15 protein-coding genes and 1 pseudogene are annotated in these 20859 nt (G+C 33.5%); 14 read left to right on the plus strand and 2 right to left on the minus strand.

Annotation, left to right across the window (positions count from 1 at the left end):
- The first annotated feature begins 2 nt into the window (after positions 1 to 2).
- The 14 genes and pseudogenes from B9N71_RS02730 to B9N71_RS02790 all read left to right on the plus strand — a co-directional run bounded on the left by B9N71_RS02730 (position 3) and on the right by B9N71_RS02790 (position 17060).
- The gene (locus tag B9N71_RS02730; protein WP_085164025.1) at positions 3 to 1133 is read left to right on the plus strand and encodes an ABC transporter permease; all 1131 of its coding nucleotides are present in this window, start codon (positions 3 to 5) and stop codon (positions 1131 to 1133) included.
- A 477-nt stretch (positions 1134 to 1610) separates the two neighbouring features.
- Positions 1611 to 2081 carry a topoisomerase DNA-binding C4 zinc finger domain-containing protein gene (locus tag B9N71_RS02735; RefSeq protein WP_085164026.1) on the plus strand — a complete coding sequence of 157 codons (471 nt, stop codon included), beginning with the start codon at positions 1611 to 1613 and terminating at the stop codon, positions 2079 to 2081.
- Positions 2082 to 2294: 213 nt separating this feature from the next.
- Positions 2295 to 2393, plus strand: a pseudogene (locus B9N71_RS12745) (IS5/IS1182 family transposase); the annotation flags it as partial.
- A 166-nt stretch (positions 2394 to 2559) separates the two neighbouring features.
- Positions 2560 to 3537, plus strand: coding sequence for an HlyD family secretion protein (locus B9N71_RS02740; protein WP_085164027.1), 978 nt, complete (start codon positions 2560 to 2562; stop codon positions 3535 to 3537).
- 42 nt (positions 3538 to 3579) lie between these two features.
- Positions 3580 to 4740, plus strand: coding sequence for an ABC transporter permease (locus B9N71_RS02745; protein ID WP_065590981.1), 1161 nt, complete (start codon positions 3580 to 3582; stop codon positions 4738 to 4740).
- Positions 4737 to 5927: an ABC transporter permease gene (locus tag B9N71_RS02750; protein ID WP_085164028.1), complete on the plus strand. Its 1191-nt coding sequence runs from the start codon at positions 4737 to 4739 to the stop codon at positions 5925 to 5927. The genes B9N71_RS02745 and B9N71_RS02750 overlap by 4 nt, the downstream gene beginning before the upstream one ends.
- A gap of 285 nt (positions 5928 to 6212) precedes the next feature.
- Complete coding sequence (locus B9N71_RS02755) at positions 6213 to 6932, plus strand: epoxyqueuosine reductase QueH (protein WP_085164029.1); 720 nt, start codon at positions 6213 to 6215, stop codon at positions 6930 to 6932.
- Between the two features lie 191 nt (positions 6933 to 7123).
- Positions 7124 to 11398 carry an acyl-CoA dehydratase activase-related protein gene (locus B9N71_RS02760; protein WP_085164030.1) on the plus strand — a complete coding sequence of 1425 codons (4275 nt, stop codon included), beginning with the start codon at positions 7124 to 7126 and terminating at the stop codon, positions 11396 to 11398.
- A gap of 79 nt (positions 11399 to 11477) precedes the next feature.
- Entirely contained in the window at positions 11478 to 12086 is a 609-nt protein-coding gene (locus tag B9N71_RS02765; RefSeq protein ID WP_065560077.1) for a CDP-alcohol phosphatidyltransferase family protein, read from the plus strand.
- 11 nt (positions 12087 to 12097) lie between these two features.
- Entirely contained in the window at positions 12098 to 13849 is a 1752-nt protein-coding gene (locus B9N71_RS02770; RefSeq protein ID WP_085164031.1) for a bifunctional alpha/beta hydrolase/class I SAM-dependent methyltransferase, read from the plus strand.
- Complete coding sequence (locus tag B9N71_RS02775; RefSeq protein ID WP_085164032.1) at positions 13849 to 15186, plus strand: phosphatase PAP2/dual specificity phosphatase family protein; 1338 nt, start codon at positions 13849 to 13851, stop codon at positions 15184 to 15186. Before B9N71_RS02770 ends, B9N71_RS02775 begins: the two co-directional genes overlap by 1 nt.
- On the plus strand, positions 15173 to 15658 hold the full coding sequence (locus tag B9N71_RS02780) for a hypothetical protein (RefSeq protein ID WP_065609500.1): 486 nt from the start codon (positions 15173 to 15175) through the stop codon (positions 15656 to 15658). Before B9N71_RS02775 ends, B9N71_RS02780 begins: the two co-directional genes overlap by 14 nt.
- 60 nt (positions 15659 to 15718) lie before the next feature.
- A complete protein-coding gene (locus B9N71_RS02785) occupies positions 15719 to 16657 on the plus strand; it encodes a phosphatidate cytidylyltransferase (protein WP_065609502.1) in 939 nt (312 codons plus the stop codon).
- Between the two features lie 139 nt (positions 16658 to 16796).
- Positions 16797 to 17060 (plus strand): HPr family phosphocarrier protein, encoded by a 264-nt coding sequence (locus tag B9N71_RS02790; RefSeq protein ID WP_034913021.1) that lies wholly within the window; start codon positions 16797 to 16799, stop codon positions 17058 to 17060.
- Positions 17061 to 17182: 122 nt separating this feature from the next.
- Here B9N71_RS02790 and B9N71_RS02795 read toward each other — a convergent pair whose 3' ends face one another.
- Positions 17183 to 18559, minus strand: a complete 1377-nt coding sequence (locus B9N71_RS02795) for an APC family permease (RefSeq protein WP_085164033.1) — start codon at positions 18557 to 18559, stop codon at positions 17183 to 17185.
- Positions 18560 to 19079: 520 nt separating this feature from the next.
- Positions 19080 to 20768 (minus strand): amidohydrolase, encoded by a 1689-nt coding sequence (locus tag B9N71_RS02800; RefSeq protein ID WP_085164034.1) that lies wholly within the window; start codon positions 20766 to 20768, stop codon positions 19080 to 19082.
- Positions 20769 to 20859: the final 91 nt, after the last annotated feature.

Raw genomic sequence — 20859 nt, forward strand, 5'->3', positions numbered from 1 at the left:
TTATGCAAAGTTTAATTAATATTTATCGCTTAGGAATAAAAGAGTTATGGGGGTTATTGCGTGATCCTATCATGTTGTTGTTAATTGCCTATTGCTTTACCTTTGATATTTACATTGCCGCAACAGCTACATCTGATTCGTTGCACCATGCTTCGATTGCAGTTGTTGATGAAGATGACTCACCGTTATCACGGCAAATTATTGCAGCATTTTATCCGCCGATGTTTAATGATCCCGTTAAATTATACTCAATGAACGATGTTGATCATGGTATGGATACGGATAATTATACGTTTGCTTTAAATATTCCGCCTAATTTTCAGCGTGATGTGCTAAATAGCCAAAGTCCAGAACTTCAACTTAATATTGATGCAACACGAATGGGACAAGCGTTTGTTGGAAATGGTTATATAACACAGATTGTTACTGGTGAAGTGACTGAATATGTTAATCGTTACAGTAAGACAACTAATTTGCCAGTTAATATACAAGTGCATACTGCATTTAATCCTAATTTAACGCGATCTTGGTTTGGTTCAGTCATGGAGATTATCAATATTGTGACAACATTATCTATTATTTTAACTGGGGCAGCCTTAATGAAAGAGCGGGAACATGGTACGATTGACCATCTTCTTGCTATGCCTGTTACCCCTTTTGAAATTATGCTCTCCAAAGTATGGTCAATGGGACTTGTGGTATTAATATCAACTTGGGTGGCATTGTTGTTAGTTGTTCATAGTTGGCTAAAAGTACCAATTGCAGGTTCGGTAAGCTTATTTTTGATTGGAGCTGCATTGCATCTTTTTGTTACAACGTCACTTGGGATATTTATGGCAACAGTAGCAAAATCCACTGCCCAATTCGCAATGTTACTAATTTTAGTTTTATTACCACTACAAATGCTATCTGGGGGTAGTACTCCGCGTGAAAGCATGCCTGAAATTGTGCAAAACATTATGATGTTTGCTCCAACCACGCATTTTGTTGAATTAGGGCAGGCAATACTGTATCGAGGTGCTGGCTTACGCGTTGTTTGGACTTCATTTGCTTGGTTATTGGCAATTGGTGCTGTATTCTTTTTAATTGCTTTAAGGCGTTTTCGTAGTTCAATTGTGAATATGGGCTCATAATGTCCTATATTTTATCGCAAAATTAGTTGCAAGGATTACTCGTATTGTTTACAAAAATTTGAGAAACGACATAATATGGATACTAAGAATTGAATAGATTCATTTTCAATATTTTATTAATAAAAGAAGACAGCAATGTTTAACACCTAATAACGTCATTGTTTATGTCAAAGATATCAATATAAATATTATAAAAAATACTGGAATGTACTTCCGTTAGATTTATAAGCAACACAACATGATTTGATTGAATTAGAAAGTGCCACACTAAAAGCAAAGGAGAAACATAATCAATTATTCAAAGAGTTTGGATTACCATAGTTGCTTTAAATCTCAAATTCAAGTCTTAATCTGTCTTTCCTCTCTCTTTCTTGGGGAGGGGAGAATGCATTGAATTATTTGTGGTAAGTGATATATTGTGAAATAGCTATAAGTTACGTAATATGCTGTTAAACAGCAGATAACAGAATTACAAATATGAATAAATTCATCCAATGTAAAATGTGTGAAGGACATTATGTTATACGAGACGGAAAATATGGGATATTTGCAGGTTGCTCCCATTATCCAGTTTGTAAATCAACTTTAAAGATCCCCGAATTAGTTTATGAATTCATTCGTAAATATGGTGTCAATATTTATCAATGGCAAAAACAGTGTTGGAAATGTCAGCAAGAAACGCCAGTCTATTCATACTATTTGTATTACGAGCTATCCGAATTAGATCCAATTTTTTCTGTATTACACGGGATTGGAGTCGGTGATATTTCCAGTATTGATCGCCTGCTTAGCTTAAATGTACCAACTGTTAAAATGAAGTACAGTAAAACACTCAATGAACATTATATGGCAAATGTTTGTCTACATTGTGGAGCCATACAAGGTCATAACTATGTAGTCACTGATCCCCATGAAATCATCAATTCACTGTGCATAATCATGATATGAATAACTATTTCTTTAAAAACTTAAAAATTGATACAAGCACATTATTAGGTGAATTGAAAAGATGTATGGAATGGAGCTAATATTCTCATGTTTTGTCTGAAATCATCACCTTTAATACCAGTATACTAATTTAGTAAATATCAACAATCCTATTTTCCATGGATATTACCGTGTTCGTAGTACTCAATCATTACTTAAGATTTATTTATCCCTTATCGTTCTATTTTAATAAGATATGATAAATTAGAAAGGAATTATGTCTGCATGTTATCTCTGGCATTCATACTTATGTGGCTACCAATGCATTGTTGATTAATACATGAATACAAAAGATCAACAATCCCTAACAAAGGATAAATATTTTTTAATCGTTAACACATATAACAGTATATATTTTATTGCGTATTTAAGTGTTTGGCTTTATATTATTTTCAATACTATTATTGCAATTTTGCTTTAACCTTTATAAGCCCAATTTATGCATAAAAAACGTTTTTCTTTGATTGTAGCGATCATTGCTGTTATTGCTATGGTTGTTATTATATATTTTGCTTATCAACCTAGTACTATTATTTTGCAAGGTGAAGTTGAATCTAATCGTGTTGATGTTGCTGCCAGAGTTCAAGGTCGAGTAAATCAATTTAATTATGATGTTGGTGACGATGTTAAGCAGGGTGAAGTTCTTCTTACTCTTTCAAATCCTGCATTGTTAGCTCAGCTTGCAACAGCAGAAGCGCAATTAAAAGTAGCAATGGCGAGTCGTGATAATACTTATAGCACTAGACCAGAAACAATTGATGTGCAAAAAGCGCAGTTAGATAAAGCTAAATCAGATTTAGATTTAGCTCAAACTAGCTATGAAAGAATTAATCGCTTAGCTAAAAATGGCACTGTTTCAAAGCAAAGCTATGATGAATCCTTTAATCAATATCAAGCGGCCATGAAAGCTTATGAAGCCGCTAAAGCTAACTTATCACTAGCCGAAAACGGTAGCAGTGTAGAACAGAAAAAATTAGCCGATGTGCAAGTTGAACAATCAGAAGCAGCATTGGCGCAAGTAAAAGCTGATGTTAATGAATTAACTTTAGTTTCTCCAATTAACGGTCAAATTACGACTCGAGTTGCTGAAACAGGGCAATTATACAGTCCAGGTACTCCGCTTTATTCTATTATTGATTTAAATGATATTTGGTTTACTTTTAATATACGTGAAGATTTGCTGGGAAACCTTAAAGTTGGTGATACGTTTCAAGTAAGAGTACCGGCATTAAATAATCAGATTATAGATGTTAAAGTCACTGTATTAAATGCTTTAGGTCAATATGCGAATTGGCAGGCGACTAAAGCAACGGGTGATTTTGACTTAAAGACTTTTGAAATGCGTGCTAAACCAATTAATAAAGTGTCAGGTCTCCGCCCAGGAATGAGTGTTACTACAAAGTGGCAATCTCGCTAGCTTGAATAATATCGAGATTTTAGACAAAAAGGAACGATATTAATGTATCACCGGCTATTTCAAGTAATTGGATGGGAACTTCGTAAATTAATTAAACAACGTATTTTGTGTTTATTAGTTTTCATCTATCCTTTATTATTTATTTTTTTATTTGTTTATATGTACCATGCCGGTGTTATTACTCAGGTACCTATTGCTGTTGTTGATCAAGATACAACCAAATCATCTCGCTTATTGATTCAACAAGTTGCTGCTTCACCTCAGCTACAGGTAGCTGAACGTTATCAAGATCTTACCTCAGCTAAACATGCGTTGATTAAAGGTGATGTTTATGCTGTGCTTTTCATTCAGCATGAGTTTGAAAAAGATCTTATAGCTGGTCATCAGCCAGAAGTTGTCGCTTTTTATAATAATCAGTATATGTCAGCTGGAACGATTATTTTTCGGGCGATGAGTTCCGCATTGAAAACAGCAAATAGTCAAATAGTATTGCAAGGATTATTAGAAAAAGGAATTGCTTCACCAGTTGCACAAAGCCAAATGCAAACTATACCGACAAGTTTACATCCTTTATATAATCCAACTTTAAATTATCTATATACGTTAATTAGTGGTTTAATTCCTACTATATTACAAATCATTATTATGATGGCCATGGTTACTAGTATTACTCGTGATCGTTTTACTGGAACGGGGTATCAGCAAATATTAAAATTAGCTAATCATAATATTTTTATCTTTTTATTAGGACGCATTATTCCTTATTTTATCTATTTTTTATTTTGCTTGATTCTATTTGATACCGTTTTAATTGCTAATTTTAATTTACCTTTAAATGGACATTTAATATTGCTTATACTTGGTGATATAGGCTTTATTTTGACTTCATGTTTGTATGGCATTTTCTTTGGTTTAACGGGATCAACACTAGCACAAGCTTATGGCACTGCAAGCTTAGTAGCATCACCAGCGTTTGGATTTACTGGGCTTATTTTCCCTCGGATTGCAATGAATACCTTTGCTTATATTTGGAGTGCTTTATTACCTGTAACATGGTATATACAAATTCGTCTTGATCAAACATTAAGATCGCCAAATATAGTAACTTCCTTACAACCGTTTGTTTATTTAGTGATCCAATTAAGTGTTATGGCTATTCTTGTTTATCTTTTTTTACGAAAGATCCGTAGGCGGTTGATATGATTAAATCTTTACTATTAACTTCCTATGATGAATTAAAACGAATTTTCCAAACCAAAGCGATAGTTAGCGTTATGTTTGTGGGAATATTTATCTATTTCATCTTTTACCCACAACCTTATTTACATGAAGCAATCCGAGATGTTCCTATTGCTGTTATTGACCAAGATAATACCAATTACAGTCGAGATCTAGTAAGACAACTTAATGCTAATAAGTCCATCAATATAGACTTACATATTGCAGACTTAGAAACGGCTAAAAAACTTATCGAAGAACGTAAAATATATGGAGTTGTACTCATACCTTACCGTTTTCAAAAGAATATATTAGAAGGAAAAACTAGCCCAGTGTCATATTATGGCGATGCGAGCTATATTTTAATTTATAGTAATGTTGCTACCGCCATTAATACCGTTGCCAGTAATTTTGGCGCTAAAATTTCAATTTCACGCAAAATAGCGCAAGGTATCGATCCTGCAGTGGCAAATAATAATGTTTCTCCTTTTAATAGCCAGTTAATTAGTTTATTTAATCCTCAATCAGGATATGCAACCTATATTATTCCAGCCGCTTTTATTTTGATCTTAAATCAGACATTATTTATCGGTAGTATTTTATGCCGTCTATTTAGTAAAAATTCTGATTTTGAAATAGCCTTTATTAATAAACAGAATCACACGGTTTCATCGGCATTATTCCTGCTTTCTGGTAAATTATTGACTTATTTAGTGCTTTATTTAATCTATTTTATTATTTATACCGTATTTGCTAACTATTGGTATGACTTACCGCGCCTAAGTCATCTATCTGTATCCTTACTATTTATTCTTCCTTTTATTTTGTCCACTTCGTTATTAGGTAAAATTGTTTCACATTTTGTCCATACGGTAAGTGATGTGTTTTGCTTAATTATACCGTCAAGTATGATTATCTTTTTTGTTACAGGATTATCTTGGCCAAAAGAATTGATGCCTCCTTTGTTCTATTTTATTGGCTATATATTTCCAGCTGTACCAGCTATAGTTGGGTCAGTAAAAATAAATCAAATGGGAGCAAGTTTTTCCGAATTTAGTCAGCAATATTGGCATTTGTGGATATTAACCATTGTCTATTTTTGTATCGCATTTATTTTAGAAAAACGTTATGTTCAAAAGATAATGTCGACAAATGCTAGGAGAGAAAATTAAATTAGCAATAGTTCATTTATTATAAATAATCAAATAAAAATTGATTGATACAACAACGTCATCAATGGCACTAATTTGCAGCTGTATTAATATGTTTGAATTTCTTTTTTAGCTTTATGATAAACCTCATTTGTTATATATAAAAATATGTCAGTTTCATAAAGTTAGATATAGAATTTTAGTTTTTTCCTTGAAGGTTAGTGTGTATAGCTATATCATAATTGGCCGACTAAGATCTTAGTTAGCTAGACCCCAAAAAATAGAAAACAAAATAAATGAGTCCCCATGTTAATTAATGCTAAAAATATTCTCGAAAAATTAAATCCACATAATAAAGTAAATTACGATTCTGTTTTAAAAGAAGTGATTAATAATTGGCAATCAGAATCAGTTCGACCAAAGTTATTAATTCATAGTTGTTGTGCACCTTGTAGTACCTATGTTTTAGAGTATTTAGCACAATATGCAGATATTACGATTTATTTTGCTAATTCTAATATCCATCCCAGAGTTGAATATGAGCACCGTAGTGTGGTGCAACAGAAATTTATTGCTGATTTTAATCAAAAAACAGGTAATAACGTTCAATTCTTAGAAGCACCTTATCAGCCAGCAGAATTTATTAAACAAGTTGGTCATTTGCGTAATGCGCCCGAAGGTGGCGAGCGTTGCCATATTTGTTATAAAATGCGATTAGATCTGGCCGCAATTAAAGCAAAAGAATTGGGCTTTGACTATTTTGCAAGTGCTTTAACACTAAGCCCTAAAAAGAATAGCCAAAAAATAAACGAACTGGGGTTTGAAATTCAAGAGATCTTTTCGGTCAATTATCTGCCTTCTGATTTCAAAAAAAATAACGGTTATAAACGCTCTATTGAATTATGCAAGGAGTATGATGTGTATCGTCAATGTTATTGCGGTTGTATTTTTGCCGCCAAATCACAAGGTGTTGATTTGAAAAATGTGATTGCGATAGCTAAGCAAGGTTTAGAAAAAGGTTTATAACTATTAGGGACATTTAATTATAGACCATACTCAAACGTATAGTTACCTGAAACTTTTTGACACTGTTATTATCTGCGGAAAGATATTTTTTAAACAGAACTATTAAAAAATTTGAACATTTAACTATAATTATCATTTATAAAATTAATTTTCTGATAGTCAGTTATATTCTTGCTAAATGTGAGTTTATTATGTCAAAACTTTATAAGTTAGGATTGGATGTTGGTTCTACAACAGCTAAATGTGTGTTGCTTGATGAGCATGGCAATTTTGTTTATACCAATTATGTTCGCCATAATACCCATATTATAGCAACTGTGTTGCGATTATTAGATGAGATAGTACAAAAACTTGGCAATAATATTATCTTGTCGGTGAAAGTGACTGGTTCGGCAGGGATGGGGATTTCGGAAAAAGCAGAGATTGCTTTTATTCAAGAAGTGGTAGCTGCTTCAGAAGTTGTGCAACGAAAATATCCCGAAGTAAGAACATTGATTGATATAGGGGGAGAAGATAGTAAGATGATCTTCTTCTTCCCAGATCGTCCACCAGATATTCGTATGAATGGCAGTTGTGCTGGAGGAACTGGAGCGTTTATCGATCAGATGGCAACGTTACTTAATACTCCAGTTCAACAATTCGATCTCCTCGCCCAAAATCACAACCAAATTTACCCAATCGCTTCTCGTTGTGGTGTTTTTGCTAAAACCGATGTCCAAAATCTGATTAGTCGTAACGTTTCAAAAGAAAATATCGCATATTCTGTTTTGCATGCCGTTTGTATTCAGTTAGTTAACACCTTAGCGCGTGGTTATGACGTTGTACCAAAAGTGATGTTAATTGGTGGACCATTTTCATTTATTCCAACACTTGGTAAAGCGGCTTTAGAGACTTTAAAGCTAACTGAAGATCAAATTGTAAAAACTGAACATCCCACGTTATTGTCGGCTTGGGGAGCTGCAATTCATCTTTTGGATCGTACTGAACTTTCAATTACTGATTTTATTGCAAAATTAAATGCCTCAACAAAAATAACCACTAATCAGTCTTTTAGATTAAATCCATTATTTAATAAATTATTGTCTTTTAATGATTGGAAAAAACAAAGAAAATATATTGAAATTCCTAAAATTAAGCTAGCTGATTATCAAAAACAAAACGCTTTTTTAGGTATTGATAGTGGATCTACAACTACAAAAATTACCTTAATTGGTGAAGATGACGAGTTGCTTTTTACCTATTATGCACCAAATAATGGTCACTCTATTGGTGCTTTAAGCAAAGGTTTAACACAATTAAAGCAAGAAATTGCATCATCAAGCAAAAACATTGTTATTGCTCGCACAGGTGTTACAGGTTATGGCGAAGAGCTATTAAAAGCAGCTTTTGCTTTTGACGATGGACTTGTTGAAACGATGGCGCATTTTGCCGCTGCAAAACATATCGATCATGAGGTAAGCTTTGTGATGGATATCGGCGGCCAAGATATGAAAGCTATTTTTATATCCAATGGTGTTGTTAATCATATTGAACTTAATGAAGCTTGTTCATCAGGATGTGGGTCGTTTATTGAAACATTTGCTAAATCACTTAATTTTAATACGATCGACTTTGCTGATGCAGCTTGTAAATCAACAAGCCCTTGCGATTTAGGTACACGATGCACTGTTTTTATGAATTCTAAAGTTAAACAAGCTTTGCGCGAGAATGCTACCGTTGGTGATATTTCAGCTGGGTTGGCTTTTTCAGTCATAAAAAATGCGATTCACAAAGTATTAAAACTCCACGATATGCGAAAACTAGGTGATCATATTGTGGTACAAGGTGGAACTTTTAAAAATCCAGCAGTTTTTAGAGCGTTAGAACAATTAACTGGTGCACAAATTACGAGTTCTAATATACCTGAATTAATGGGGGCTTATGGCTCTGCATTAGTAGCAAAAAATCACTATCAACAAAACCCAATAGCATCAACGTTTATTGGTTTAAACAATTTATACAAAGCCGAAGATAACAAAGCTAAACCTTCGCGTTGTAAAGGGTGCGAAAATAAATGCGATATTGTAATTTATCGTTTTGCTAATGGGCAACGCTATTATTCAGGCAATAAATGTGAACGTTTTTTAAGTAATAATCCTCAAAAAGATAACAATTCATTTAATATGTTTGATTATAAAAATGCGTTGTTATTTGATCGTATTGCAATTTCAACTTCTAATGCAAAAATCAATATTGGCATTCCGCGAGTGTTAGGGCAATACGAAAATTTTCCTTTTTGGCATACGTTATTAACTCACAGTGGCATTAAGGTTACTCTTTCGCCATTTTCAACCAATGCTATTTATGAAAAAGGGGCAGGAACAGTCATGTCTGATAGTGTTTGTTTTCCTGCTAAGTTGGTACATGGGCACATTATGGAACTTATTGAACAAAAGGTTCATCGTATTTTTATGCCCATGGTGGTTTTTGAGTCTGCGCAGTTTGATAATGCTGTGAATAGTTATAACTGTCCAATAGTCAGTAGTTATGCTGAAGTGGTAAATAGTGCGATTAATCCCGAAATTAAATATGGCTTGCCAATTGATCATCCGGTTGTTAATTTCACCAATATTAAATTACTTAAAAAAGGCTGTATTAAGAATTTAACTTCGTTAGGTATTAATAAAGCTGTGGCAGAGAAAGCATTTTCTAGTGCAATAATTGCTCAATCTGAATTTAAAAAATCACTTTATAATAAAGCAATTGAGGTCTTAAATAATGCTAAACAAACAGGAAGTTATGTATTTGTTTTAGCGGGGCGCCCTTATCATAGTGACAGTTTAATAAACCATAAAACTCCCGAAATCTTAAATGCACTTGGTTGCGATGTGATTACTGAAGATTCGGTATTGGGAGCGATCAATCAATTGTCACCAGAACTACAAATCTGTTCACAGTGGAGTTATCCAAATCGTTTATATGCTGCGGCAACCTTTGTGGCACAACAAGCAAATAATATTCAATTCGTTCAACTCAATTCATTCGGTTGCGGACCTGATGCGATTGTCACCGATGAATGTAAGGCGATATTAGAATCAAAAGGCAAAACCTGTACGATTATTCGTGTTGATGAAATTTCAGCAACGGGATCCGTTCGCTTACGTTTGCGGTCAATAATTGAATCCATCCGTATGAATCACCAACAGCCATTAAAATCTGTTGAACGTAAAAAAATAGCTATTTTTAATAAACAAGATAAACAGCGTAGGACGATACTAGCTCCGTTTCTTTCTGACTTTTATTCGCCAATTTTACCGTCAGTATTTGCATTATTGGGCTATAAACTAGAAACATTGCCAAAACCAGATAAAACTTCGGTTGAGTGGGGATTAAAATATTGTAATAACGAGATTTGCTATCCAGCAACCATTATTGTTGGCGATATTATCAAAGCTCTTCAATCTGGTAAGTATAATCGTGACGAAGTTGCGATTGGAATTACTCAGACAGGGGGACAGTGTCGTGCAAGTAGTTATCTATCATTAATTAAAAAGGCCATGATTAGTAATGGTTTTGAAGATATACCAATCATATCACTTAGTCTTAAGAACATGAATCAGAGTGAACAGCCAGGTTTTAAAATTAATTGGCTTAAAGCACTGCCAACTTCTTTTTTTGCTATGTTGTTTACTGATTCATTAGCTAAAATGTATTACGCTGTAGCGCCTAGAGCAAAGATAAAACAACAAGTTGATCAACTCAAGGATCTTTACATAAGAAAATTAGAGCAGGCTATTAGTCAGTATAAAGGTCATAAAGCAATTTATACACTATTAGCCGAAGCAGTTGCTGATTTTAACCAAGTAGAAGTTCTAAACAAAAATTGCCCACAAATTGGTATTGTAGGTGAAATCTATGTTAAATATAATAATTTTGGTAACCAACACAGTATTGATTGGTTAATTGATCAAGGCATTGAGCCAGTGATACCTCCAATGCTCGAATTTTTTGTTCAAGGCTTTGTAAATTTTGATAGTAATATTGATAATCACCTTGAATCGAAAAGGTATCTTTCCTATTTATTACACTTTTTTGAGAAGATTGCACAACGTTATATTGATAAAACTAATCAAATTCTGGCTAATTTTAAATATTATCAACCATTTCATAATATCCGTGATATAGCAAAAAAAGCTGAACAAATTCTTAATTTAAGTAACCAATTTGGAGAAGGCTGGTTGATTCCAGCAGGCATCATGAGTTTTGCTGAGTATGGTATTAACAATGTCATTAGTTTGCAACCTTTTGGCTGTATTGCTAATCATGTGGTTTCAAAAGGTGTTGAAAAACGTATGCGTGACTTGAATCCTAAACTTAATTTATTGTATTTGGATTTTGATGATGGGGCAGGAGAAGTAAACGTGCTAAATCGTTTACATTTTATGGTTAGCTCATTAAAGTATACGCAATTACAACGTATTGTTTAATAACTATAATGGCTTATGGTTATGTGATAATGTATAAAATTATTCATAGTAATGGATTTACAAGGAGGATCAGTTAGTTGTGTTGTCGATTTATCAATTAAAACCAAAATTTCAAGCATTACTTAGACCATATGCCAATGCTCTTTATAAAGCAAATTTTACAGCCAATCAAGTAACATTAATAGCTGGATTTGGATCGATTTTTATCGCTTTCATTGTTGGAGTATTAGCCAAATATCAATGGATTTTTTTTCTTATTCCAATATGGATGTTTATCCGTATGGCACTTAATGCCATTGATGGTATATTAGCAAGAGAATATTACCAAAAATCAAATTTAGGTGCTTATTTAAACGAAATTTGTGATGTTGTGTCTGATAGCGCATTGTTACTCATTTTTACACAAATTGAATGTGTCAATAACTATTTAGTCATTTTAGTGGTTTTATTGTCGTTATTAACAGAATACAGTGGCGTGCTAGGTGTTATGATTGGTGCTTCACGGCGGTATGATGGACCAATGGGTAAGAGCGATCGAGCATTTGTGCTTGGTGGAATTAGTCTAGCGATTGCCACTTATTTATTACCTTTAAGTTACATCAATGCGCTATTATGGATCATTAGTATTTTGCTTGTTTGTACTGTAATTAACAGAATACGAAATGGCATTCAAGAAGTCCAAAAATAACGAGGGGAAATATGCGTCAACAGCAACAAAAAACATTTATTAGTTATGATGGCTGTCAGTTATTCTATCGCTATTGGCCTGTTATTGATAGCAATGCTAATCAACCTAAAGCAATAGTCATTTTTCATCGTGGGCATGAACATTCAGGACGTGTTGCACATTTTGCTGATGAATTAAATCTACCAGATTATCAAATCTTTGCTTGGGATGCTAGAGGTAATGGTCAATCAGAAGGTGAGCGAGGTGATGCTCCTAATTTTGCAACATTAATTAAAGATGCTAACTGTTTCATTGAACACATCATGCAGGAGTATAACCTCCGTCAAGAAGATATTGCTATTATAGCCCAAAGTGTTGGTGCTGTGATTGCTTCGGCATGGGTACATGACTATGTGCCAAATATTCGTGCCTTGGTATTAGGTTCACCAGCTTTTAGCGTAAAATTATATGTACCATTAGCGGTGCCAGGATTGAAATTACTATATAATTTGAAAGGGAATTTTTTTGTTAATAGTTATGTCAAACCTAATTTATTAACGCATGATTTAGAAAGAGCAACTTCGTTTACAAAAGACCCATTAATTACTCGACCTATTTCTGTACGACTTTTGCTTGATTTATATTCAGTATCAGATCGTGTTGTTAAAGATGCAAATGCAATTACCGTCCCAACACAATTGTTAGTTTCTGGATCGGATTATGTAGTAAGACGAAAACCGCAAAGACAGTTTTACGATAATTTGGGCACACAACAAAAAGAATTTCACATTCTCCCAGGGTTTTATCATGATACATTTGGCGAAAAAGAACGAAAATTCGCTATCGATCGTGCAAGACGATTTATTATTGGTTGTTTCGCCAATCAAATTTGTGTACCGCCATTAGTTAATGCTGATCTTGTAGGATATACTAGGCAAGAAGCAGATAATTTAACGATGCCTCCATCGGGTTTGATTAAACCTATATACTGGAAGTTTATTAAAGCCAATTTAAAATATGTCAGTAAAATATCTGACGGAATTAGGCTTGGTATCGATACGGGATTTGATTCGGGTAGTACGCTTGACTATGTTTACCGTAATGAACCATCGGGAACATCAAAATTGGGGCGTTTTTTTGATTATGTTTATTTACAATCTATTGGTTGGCGAGGAATTCGACAACGAAAAGTACATCTTGAAGAGCTATTAAAACTAGCTATCAATAAATTATATGATCAGAACTATTCTGTCGATATTGTTGATATAGCAGCAGGGCATGGGCGTTATATTTTAGAAACGATTAATCAAATTGCCAATAAACCCAATTCGATTTTACTACGAGATTATAGTGATATTAATGTGCTTGCAGGTCAAACATTAATAGAAGAGAAAGGATTAGTAAATATAGCACGTTTTGAAAAAGGTGATGCTTTTAATCGTGAGCAACTAGCCCAATTATCACCTAAACCAACTTTAGCTGTTGTATCTGGTTTGTATGAGCTGTTTAGTGATAATCAGTTGCTACGTAACTCTTTATCTGGCCTTGCTGACTCAATACCTGAAGGGGGATATTTAATTTATACCAATCAGCCATGGCATCCTCAATTGGAATTTATAGCAAGAGCGTTAACATCACATCGTGATGGTCAACCATGGATTATGCGAAGACGAACTCAACGTGAAATGGATCAGTTGGTTGCAACTGCTGGGTTTAAAAAAATAACAATGCGTATTGATCAGTGGGGGATTTTTACTGTATCGCTAGCACAACGAATAAAATAATGGATAAAGTAAAACTAGGATTTAATAAGCTAACTATTTATAAGTTTATATGGTTAATTTGTTTAGCTATTTTCTTTTTTACTAGCTATAATTTTGCCAATTGGTTTACCTCTACACGTAGTGATGTAGGAAGTATAGTTTTTAAATGGGAACATTCAATTCCATTGTGGTCTTGGTCTATCGTACCTTATTGGTCGATAGACCTTATGTATGGACTAGCAATATTACTTGTTTGCTCTCATCGAGCTCTAAAAATACTTTGTCTTCGACTTTTATCCGCTCAGATTATTTGTATTATCTGTTTTTTGATTTTTCCGCTTAAGTTTTCTTTTGAGCGCCCAACATTAGATGGATTATCGGGATTATTATTTGATATTTTGATGGGATTTGATAAACCTTTTAATCAAGCGCCATCGCTTCACATTACATTATTGGTTATTTTATGGCAATTTTATGCTAGCTATTTTCGTGGTGTGTGGCGCTATATTTTACATATTTGGTGTTTATTAATTGCTTTATCTGTATTAACAACTTGGCAACATCACTTTTTTGACGTCCCTACAGGGGTCGGAGTAGGGTGTTTCTGTATTTGGTTATGGCCAAATGATAGTCTATCACCAATAAAAAATTACCAATTACCTAAGCAGTATTTTTGGAGTAGTGTTTATTTTTTACTGTTCGCATTTTCCTTTTATATTGCTATTTACTTTTATTCATGGGCATTGTGGTTATTATGGTTTTCTGTTGCATTTTTATTAGTTTCAGTAAACTATTTACTAGTTGGCACAGTCGGTTTTCAAAAACAGACTAATGGAAAATTTAATCTTGTAGTTACTATTTTATATCTGCCTTATTTTGTGATTATATGGGTTAATTCACGATTGTGGACATTTAAAAACAAGTCGGTAGATTTGATTTGTGATAATGTTTATTTAGGTAGAATACCTTCCAATAATACTTTGCGCACAAATCATTTTTTCTCAATTGTTGATCTTTGCGCTGAATTACCAATTCCTCATTTTAATGGTCAGTACAATCTCATCCCTGTATTAGATATGACGCCACTGACGATTGAACAATGTCAACAAGCAGCTGAAATTATTAATCAGCATTACAAAAAAGGTAAATTATTAGTCTGTTGTGCTTTGGGATATTCGCGCAGTGCTACCGCTATTATTGCTTGGTTATTGTTAACTAAAAGAGCATCGAACTTAGATGAAGCAATAAGTATGGTAAAAGAACGCCGTCATACAATTGTTATTACAGCCAAGCAACGAATAATTTTGTTAGACTGGTTTTTACAAATAAAAAAAGGAAGTCAGTATGTTAAATCATGATGAATCAAAAAAATTAACAACAGATTGTCAAACATCACTTGTGATATTTTGTGGATTACTGACTATCAGTTTATTAATTGGTTTATTATTGTTGTTTTTCACTATTACAGCATTATGCTTTGGATTGATCTCAAATTGGATGATTAACGATGCTTTACCATTAACCTTATTTTGTTTTGCTGCCTTTATTATGGGATTGATTGGGATTTATTACACATTAAGAATTCAATTTGATAAACAACTGTTTAATTATTTGTCTACTCGCAACAAACAACTCGCTAATACACTTATTGAGTTAGATAATGTTCTGTTAACCCTTCATTTAATTAAGTCCAATCAGTTAATAAAACGAACTATCATTGAACGCCAACAAGGTACATTAAGGTTGTTTAGAAAACAAATAACATCACTGATTATACAAATTATATTGTTAATAGGAGCATGGTTTAGTGGCATTATTCAATCTTGGTAATTCAGTTAAAGTAAAATTGGTTCATATTTAACAGCGGACAAGCAATAAGGAGAAAGGAATATGTCTAATTATCAAAATGATACCTTATTACTATTTGCTGGTATTGGTATTTTACTTGTTATTGCCTCTACTATAGGTTGGTTATTAAAACGGCATCTTAGTAGTCCAAATAATGTAATTGATAATCTTATCACTCGCATTAATGCATGGTGGGTAATTGTGGCTGTTATAGGTATTGCATTCTTGATAGGAAAATTTGCGGTAGTTTTTCTATTTTTCGTAGCATCTGCTATTGCATTACGAGAGTTTTTAATTTTAACGCCTGCTAGTCGTTATGATTCTTATGCATTGGTATTTGCCTATTTCATTGCTTTACCTTTGCAATATATTTTAGTTGCTATATCGTGGTATGGATTATTTAGTATTTTTATCCCTGTTTATGGTTTTTTATTATTAGCCATTTTGGCGGCAATAGCTGGTTCAACTTATAATTTTTTGGAGAGAACAGCTGAAGTACAATGGGGATTAATGACTACAGTATATAATATTTCTTGCGTACCAGCATTATTAATATTACCAATTGATAATTATCAGGATCGCAATCTTCTTTTGATTGCTTTTTTATTATTGGTTGTAGAGCTTTCAGATGTGTTGCAATATGTGTTTGGAAAATTATTTGGCAAACATAAAATTACTCCAAATCTATCGCCATCTAAAACGGTTGAAGGATTTATTGGAGGAACCTTATCAGCAAGTTTAATTGGTGCGTGCTTATTTTGGATCACACCTTTTAGTTTTATCCAAGCAGGGTTTATTTCACTCATGCTTACATTATTTGGTTTTTTAGGCGGTTTGGTTATGTCTGCCATCAAACGAGATAGAGGTATAAAAGATTGGGGAAATTTAATTAGTGGTCATGGTGGTGTGCTCGATCGTTTAGATTCTGTTTGTTTTGCCGCACCGATCTTTTTTCATCTTGTACGTTATTTTTGGGTCTAACTTTAATATTAACTTTAGATAAGCAAACTAGTTTATCTAAATTATACAAATTCACATGCAAAAAAAGAGCAAAATCGTTTAATTTATGATATAAATACAGTTATAGTTTTAAATTTAAAATATAAATAAGGACTTTATTATGTTAAAAGAGCAAATGGTAGTAAAAAATTCAACGGGCTTGCATGCTCGCCCTGTAACAACACTAGTTAAATTAGCTGGTCGTTATAAATCATCAATTGAGCTTGTTTATAATGATAAAGCAATTAAATTAAAAAGTATGATGGGTTTACTTGGTGCTGGGGTTAAAGGTGGTTCAACTGTAGAAATCATCTGTGATGGTGAAGATGAACAAGCAGCAATGGACGAAATCCGTGAACTATTTGCTACAGGTTTTGGTGAGTAATTACAACATTAGCTAGCTAATAATTATTTTTTTATTTGATTCCGTCGACTTAGGTCGACGGAGTTGTTTTTTGAAAGGCGTAACTAGATACTTTTAAGTAGACCTAATTTAAAAAGATTAAGTTAATCTTTAATTATTGAATTCAATTCGCTATGATCAATTGATGGCAACGTTTTGGTAAAACCTTTAGTTAGATAAATTAAATAAATAACCCCAATTGCTAACCAAACTAAACCAACAATCATCGCTGTTGCATCAAGACTTGTCCACAACCACAATGAAAGCAAAACGCCAATTGCAGGTAATAGTCCATACTTAAATAGCATTGATGCTGTTTTTGTATTACCACTAAGGTAGCTTTTGATCACACATAGATTGACAAAAGTAAACGCCACTAATGCACCAAAGCTTATCATTGAGAAAACCAAACTAAGATCTAATACTAATGATAGTAATGAAAAACAAGCGACAAAGATAATCGATAAATAAGGCGTTCTAAAGCGTGGGTGAATTTTATAAAAGATCTGTTTAGGTAGCACGCCTTCACGTCCCATTGCATAAAAAATCCGTGATACGCTAGTCTGTGCAGTCATTGCCGATGCAAAGACGCCAGTTAGATATGCCGCTTGGAAGAAATTGTACATAAAATTGTTACTAATTTGTCTAATAAATTCTATACGATTGATTTTATCAAGGTGGTGCATCACATCAAGGCTTGCCGTATCTTGGTTATCAACAAAACTACTCCACATAGGAAAAATCAGATGACCACAATAAGAGACAACCAAAAAGATACAGCCAGCAATAAGAACTGTCCAAATAATGGCTTTAGGCAGAGATCTTTTTGCATCATTGGATTCTTCTGCCAACGTTGCTATCGCGTCAAAGCCTAAAAAAGCAAGGCAAAGTACTGCGGCTCCTGACATTAATCCGCTAAAATCATTAGCATTGATCTTAAGTGGTTTTATTATCACTTCTGGGGTTAAATGGGTATTAGCAAAAGTGAAAAATATAAATAATCCAATAAAAATCATCTGAACAATAATTAAGGTGAAATTTACCGAATTGATCAACTTAATACCCAGATAATTTAAGAGACTAACCCCAATCAATGACCCAAGTACAAATACATAAGCAGGAACGCTAGGAAATGCTTCGTTAAGATAAATACCTAAAACCAAATAATTTAATATTGGTAAAAATAGGTAATCAAGGATTTGTGCCCAACCCACCAAAAATCCAGCTTTTCCACCAAAAGTACGTTGTACATAAGAATAAGCAGAACCAGCAATAGGTAGTTTATTTGCCATACGACAATAGCTTAATGCAGTGAAAAAAATCATGGCAAGGGTGATGATATAGGCTATAGGTAAGTGTCCATTACTTTTAACAGTTACTTCCCCATAAGTGGTAAAGATCCCTAAAGGAACCATATAAGCTAAACCAAATGCAATTAATGCAGGTGTGGTTAAAACTCGTTTCATTTTTATTGCGGACATGACTTACTTTGCTCCTCTGTCCCAAAAAACAATAAAAAACTACTAAGTATAGTTTTGCCTTTTTACCCGCTTAAAGCGGCAGGGAATTCTGCCATATTATAATAATTATGCAAGCTAATTTTTTGTAAAAAATATTAAAGCTGGCAAATTATAAACTTTAAAGTATATTAGCTGTTAATTAAGACCTATTTAATTTAAACGGGTTAGTTAAAACTTTGAATTTCTATTTTTACATATGAGTAGCAACAGAAATACTAATTTAACAAATCAGTTTATAAAATAAGTATAGATTATTGTATTGATCTTTAGTGGAATTATGAGGTATGGTCAGGAGCTATATGGTATGTGATTGATATGTTTATCGGAGTATTGATTATTGCTGCTATCTTACATTTCACAAAAACGACAGCGGGGAAACAGAAAAAGCAAAAGCAATTGGAGTTGATTAAAGCTTGGATAATTATTTATGCTACACCACTAATAATTGTGGTGTAGTAATTTGACATAAAAAAGTTAAATTTTAAATTACATCATTTTGATAAACCGTTTTACCGCCAACAATAGTTGTTAACACGTTAACGTTTTGGATATCATTAGTTGGTATGGTAAATGGGTTGCGATCTAAAATAATTAAATCAGCAAATTTACCTTTTTCAATTGAACCAATATATTCATCTTGATTTAATACATATGCAGCATTGATAGTAGCACTACGCAATACTTCAGTAATAGTTAAATTACGATCGCTGTCTAATCGTGGATGATCAGCATCAATTTGTCGAGTCATAGCAATTTGGAAATCATACCATTCGTTTAAAGGATCAATTGGCCAATCGCTACCAAATGCACAGTCTACACCAGCATCAATGTATTGCCCGTGCGCTTCTAATCCATTATAACGTTCTGGACCAAATAGAGTTTGATACTGCTCAACCATTGCTGAACTACAACCAGCCCACTGAAAAGAAAATACTACGCAAGCATTTAATTGTTTATATCTGGCAAACTGGTGTGTTGCGCTTAGTTCGTTATGTGCAGTGCTTGGACGGATATCTGCATCAGGTAAGGCTTTTCGCATTTTTTCAATAGCGTCAAGTACTACTTCAATTGCCCCTTCACCAACAGTATGCATATGTGGATGAAAACCTGCTTTTGCGGATTCAAGTATTAATGCATCTAACATTTCAGTGGAATAATAAAGATCACCGTAACGATCTTTTTCGTTTTCTAACTGATATGGTTTAAGTAATCGTGCCGTCATCAAAGGTGCTTGCATTACGCCATCTACAAATAACTTAGTATGTGATATTTTAATGCCTGGTTTAGGTTGCCAGTTTTTATCATCATAACGAGTGGCAAACTGTTTTACTTTCTCAATGACATTTGGAATATCGGCAATTGATGACACATCATCAGGTGGCAATTCCCGAGCGCCGAACAGGCGGATAGAAAGCCCATCTTGTTGCTGTAGTCTTAAAAAGGCATCGGCTTGAGTTTCAGTAATTCGAGCATCCATAACAGCAGTAACGCCTTGTTTATTTAATTCTGCTTGCGATAATTTAGCAATATTAAGTGCTTGTTCATCAGTTAATTTAGAAATACTATCAAAAGCACGCATGGCTGGGGCATCTTCTAATATACCATTTAATTCGCCGTCATCAGTACGACCAATTTTACCATCCGATGGTTCTGGAGTGTTTCTATCTAAACCAAATTTCTCTAATGCTATACTGTTAGCAACCAAAGTATGGCAATCATTTGAAAACAAAATAACAGGGCGTTTTGTATTGAGTTTATCAAGATCAAAACGAGTAATGTCTGTACCAATTGGCAACACTTCTTGGCGTAACCAACCACGGACTTGCAACCAATTAGCGTTATGATTGGGATTATCTTTATCTAAATAGTCTTGGATAATAGCTAAAGTCTCATCAATAGTTAAACTTTGATAATTTAAATTACATGATGATAATTGCATGCCACCCCAAAAGGTGTGTAAATGTGAGTCAATAATGCCAGGCATCATTGTTTTACCTTGCAAATCATAAATTATTGTATGATTATCAACATAGTGACTGTTATTTATTTCTTGCGTGGAGCCTGTTGCAATAATATAGCCATTTTCAATTGCGATAGCTTCACACACGCTGTCTTGCTTATCTGCGGTGTAAATATAGCCATTAATATAAATAACATCAGCTTTAACCATTATGTAGGATTCCTTAAATAAAGATAGAAATGAAAGGCTCACGATAACAGATTTATAAAAAATTTGTCAAACGCAATAATTTTCTTTATTG

It is taken from the genome of Gilliamella bombi (genome assembly GCF_900103255.1).
Classification (GTDB): Bacteria; Pseudomonadota; Gammaproteobacteria; order Enterobacterales; family Orbaceae; genus Gilliamella; species Gilliamella bombi.